The sequence below is a fragment of the Gallintestinimicrobium sp. genome (assembly GCF_046968865.1).
GTDB classification, from domain to species: domain Bacteria; phylum Bacillota; class Clostridia; order Lachnospirales; family Lachnospiraceae; genus Gallintestinimicrobium; species Gallintestinimicrobium propionicum.
Genome location: NZ_JBKVPW010000021.1, coordinates 42,302 through 46,216 on the forward strand (window position 1 = coordinate 42,302; position 3,915 = coordinate 46,216).

A 3,915-nucleotide genomic window follows, 5' to 3' on the forward strand; every position below is an offset into this window, starting at 1 on the left:
CTCTGATATTCGCTGCTCAATCTTCCTCACCTCTTTTCCATACTCAGCGACCACGGAAGCACGTTCCTCCATGCTGCCGGACAAGAGAATATCCAGCAGATATTCCGTGTACGGTTTCTTTTGCAGGGCCTCCACGAACAGCGGATTCCACGCTTCATCCGGCGTCTGCGGGGCGTATTCCTTCTCCCAGCGTTCCAGCAGATGCAGGTAATTGCACAGCACCCGGAAACATTTCTGCTCCGCCTGCCGGTAACGCAGTTCCTCGCTGATTTTTCGCTTGACCGGCCTCCTGCGGGGCGGGTCATGGCCTTTGGCGTCATAGTGGACAGAGAAATCCTCCGCCAGCTTCAGCGCCGCCTCCTTACTGCTCAGACTAAACAGACGGGCGGTAAAATCAATCACATCCCCATCTGCCTGACAGCCAAAGCAGTGGAACCGATGGTCAATCTTCATACTGGGATGTTTGTCATCATGGAAGGGACAGCAGGCCATGCCATTCCTGCCAACCTGCACCCCGTAATATTCCGCAGCCTGCCTTGTGGTGACAGACTCCTTCACCGCTTCAAATATATTCGATTTTCTCACCTCCAGGCAGAGAAAAAAGCACCCGTTTCCGCAGAAAATCAGGTGCCTCATAACTCCATATCGTGTTTCTTTTTCGGAGCAATCCGCCCCTCACGTTCCCAGCGTTCCCGGTTATCTCGGTCAGCGTTCAGCCTGCCTTTCGCCAGCTTCTCCCGGATGGATTCTCTGGCCTTCTCCTTAATCTGCTCCTTACCGGCCTTCTTGACCTCCGGCTGCATGAGAGTTTTCTGGATTTTTGCCAGGGCGTTCTGCATGACCCGTTTGATTTTGGTAATCACTCCATCCAGACGGGCGGCAGCGTAGTCACGCTCCTTCTTCGGGGCCTTCCGCTCCGGCGAAAGCACCCACTTTTTCGTTTCCTCGATCAGACGAATATCTTCTTTGTGTGTCTCCTGCCGGACGGTATCGGTCACCACCTCCACCGCCTTGTCATAGGCCGCATCGGAAACATCATCTAACAGCGTCTCCACGTCCTCGATTTTGAGCGTCAGTTCTTCCAGCTTCTGCTCCTGCGCCGCAAGCTGCTCCTTCTGCTTCATCAGGATATAATCCTGTTTTTCCAGATAGTCCCGCCCGCCGTAGGACGGCTCCTGATCCAGATGCAGCCCATGCCGTCTGGCGATGTCAAACAGGATCGTCCGGCAGACCGCATCAAAGGTCTGCTTGCGGTTGTTGTTCCGGCCTTTGGGCTTCTCCGGGTTGGGGAGAGGGATGCCAAGTTCTTCCAGCGCCTTTTCCTGCTGGGGGCACAGTTCCCCATAGCGGTTCTCACAGTCAAAGACGTGCCGCTCATGGATGTGGGGCGTCCCCTCGTCCAGATGGAGCGCCCAGTCCAGGATGTGGATATGGGAACCGAAGCGGCGCTCAAATTCCTGATAAAACTCATTGACGATGGAAAAGAGCGTATCCGGCGAGACGGATTCTCCCATCGTGCCGATCTGGTAGATACTTTCCTCCGGGCAGGTCTTGTTGTTTTTCAGCAAGTCCTCCACAGTGCGGTTGCGCTCGGTGTGCCGGGTTTTCTCATTCCGGGCGTTCTGAGCTTCCACATAGCCGCCGTAATGCTCGTAGTAATACATCCGCTCGATTTCCTCAAAGCTGAAATCCGGCTGCTCCGGGTTCTCCCGGAACTCATGGGTGGTAAAGCCCCGGTAGCAGTCCCAGTAGACATTTTGCCTTGCCCGTTCTGCGTCAATGTGTTCGCTGTTCTCCACATCGAACCGGCGGTCATTGTGGCGGGGATTATAGGTGCCATGCTTGCCGGAGCGTCCATTGTGTCGTGTCAGTTTCAAACAGATTTCCTCCTTCCTGCGAAGATGTTCTGGGGCCGGGGAAGGGGCGGCGAAGCCGCAAATCCTGCGAATTTTGCGTCAGGTAATACCCAGTACAAGTTGACGCAGGCATCAACTCTCCCTGGGCAAGGCGTTTCACCCTTGACCCGATGGGGCGGCTGCCCTCAACCTGCCAAGGCACTTCGTCCTTGACCCGATAATGGCTGCCGCCCTTAACCTGCCAATGGGCGTTGCCCCTTGACCCCAGCAGTGCGCTGCCGCCCCTGCACCCCGCCACAAAGGGCTGGCCGCCCTCTGTACTTCCGCACCGGCGAAGCTGGCTTCCACCGCAGGAACGGTGTTTGCCAGTTTCACCGGCTCCGTATCCACACATTTGCGCCCATAGGCGGGGAGTGGATACGGAATACGCCTGCGGGGATTGCCGGTCAAAACATCGGGTGCAGACCCGTCATTTTTCCCGTAAACACCCCGATTTTAGGCGATTTTTTCTTCCGTTACCACCACCTGAAAGCCATGCTCCTTTGCGTACTCCCTTGCGGCGGCTTTCCGTTCTTCGCTGTACGGAGGCACCAGCCGGATCGACAGCCGGGACTTGTCCAGCACATAGGTCACGCTGCCCTCCGGCGTGCTGCGCTCCAACCGGCACAACAGTGGGTACTTCCGGCTGAAATCAGCCAGCCTGCGCTTCAAGCTGGCGTTGAAGGTGTAGACGCTGGCAAGGTTCTCCGCCTCGTTCCAGTTGATGATGGTTTCTTTCTCATACTTAGACAGCTTCTTCATACAGATCCTCCTCATAATCGGTGTAAGATTTCAGCACACGCAGGTTGCGCTTGAGACGGCGGTACTCGTCCATCTCCATGCGCAGATGGTGATAAAAATCCTCGTACCAGCTTTCGTTCATCTCCGTCTCCACCTTCCGGGCCAGCCCCAGCATCCGGCGTTTGGCCTCCGGGTCAACCGTCAGAGCCGTCAGCCATTTCAGCCGTGTCACCGTATTGTGGTGGCTGAGACAGCCGTAAGCGTAGAGAATCTTCTTTTCTTTCATACTCAGTGTCATAATGATTTCCTCCATTTCTTTGCTGCGGAGCCATGCGCCCCGCATGATAAACTTGTTTCCTGTCCGCCGGTCTGCCTGCAAGCCGCTCCTGCCCGGAATTTCTCCCGGCGTATCGGCCTCTTTGGTGTGCTCGATTTCTGTCCTGGCGTCACTTCCCCGGAGGCCATACCCCTTGCAGCCGGTCATTCGATTTTCAAGGTTCTGTGCCTGTCTGCAAGAACCAGTTTACCGAAAAAAGAGGCCCTTTCCCGTATATCCAAAACGTCGGAAAAACGCTCGAAATCCGCATATTTCCACGCTTATGGAATCGTGCTATAATGGGTGTAATCACTGAAAAAGATAACGAGAGAGGGGGCTTTGGATGTACGCAAAGCTGACAATCCCGGAGCGGCTCAAAGACCTGCGGGTGGTGGACAAGCACCTGACGCTGGAACAACTGGCGGAGCAGACCGGCCTGTCTAAATCCGCGCTGGGAAAATACGAAACCGATGACTACAAGGACATCAGCCCGTTTGCGATTGCAACGCTGGCGGACTTTTACGGCGTGTCCACCGACTATCTGATGGGGCTGACGGAAAATAAAAATCACCCAAACACAGAACTTCAATCTCTGCATCTGAGTGATGATATGGTGGAACTTTTGAGCAGCGGCAAAATCAACAACCGGCTTCTCTGCGAACTGGCTGCCCACCCGAATTTCCGGCGGCTGATGATAGATATGGAAATCTGCATCGACCAGATCGCCAATATGCGGGTGGAGCAGATGAATCTGGTGTTGGAGGCCACCCGGCAGACCGTCATGAGCAAGTATGCGCCCGGAGAGGATGACCTCTATATGCGGACGCTGGAACTGGGGCAGGTGCAGGAAAGCGATTTTTACAGCCATGTCATGCACGATGATCTGGACAGCATCGTCCGGGACATCCGGGAAGCACACCGCAAGGACAAGACCACCGCCGACCCGCAGCCCACGCTGGATGA

Annotated in this window: 5 protein-coding genes; 1 reads left to right on the plus strand and 4 read right to left on the minus strand. The window is 55.5% G+C overall.

Annotation, left to right across the window (positions count from 1 at the left end; genetic code table 11):
- The 4 genes from ACLTOQ_RS14655 to ACLTOQ_RS14670 form a co-directional block, all read right to left on the minus strand.
- The coding region (locus ACLTOQ_RS14655) for a CHC2 zinc finger domain-containing protein (protein WP_412319759.1) at positions 1–636 on the minus strand (636 nt) is incomplete at its 3' end.
- Entirely contained in the window at positions 633–1,877 is a 1,245-nt protein-coding gene (locus ACLTOQ_RS14660) for a hypothetical protein (protein ID WP_055266764.1), read from the minus strand. The genes ACLTOQ_RS14660 and ACLTOQ_RS14655, both read right to left, overlap by 4 nt.
- Positions 1,878–2,351: 474 nt before the next feature.
- The gene (locus tag ACLTOQ_RS14665) at positions 2,352–2,657 is read right to left on the minus strand and encodes a hypothetical protein (RefSeq protein WP_055222220.1); all 306 of its coding nucleotides are present in this window, start codon (positions 2,655–2,657) and stop codon (positions 2,352–2,354) included.
- Complete coding sequence (locus ACLTOQ_RS14670; RefSeq protein WP_226906287.1) at positions 2,641–3,120, minus strand: hypothetical protein; 480 nt, start codon at positions 3,118–3,120, stop codon at positions 2,641–2,643. The genes ACLTOQ_RS14665 and ACLTOQ_RS14670 overlap by 17 nt, the downstream gene beginning before the upstream one ends.
- A 175-nt stretch (positions 3,121–3,295) precedes the next feature.
- Here ACLTOQ_RS14670 and ACLTOQ_RS14675 point away from each other — a divergent pair.
- The coding region (locus ACLTOQ_RS14675) for a helix-turn-helix domain-containing protein (protein ID WP_302952400.1) at positions 3,296–3,915 on the plus strand (620 nt) is incomplete at its 3' end.

Bases quoted from the DNA above. Each gene is read 5' to 3' on its own strand.
- ACLTOQ_RS14665 (WP_055222220.1), bottom strand. From the start codon at position 2,657: ATGAAGAAGCTGTCTAAGTATGAGAAAGAAACCATCATCAACTGGAAC.
- ACLTOQ_RS14670 (WP_226906287.1), bottom strand. From the start codon at position 3,120: ATGACCGGCTGCAAGGGGTATGGCCTCCGGGGAAGTGACGCCAGGACA.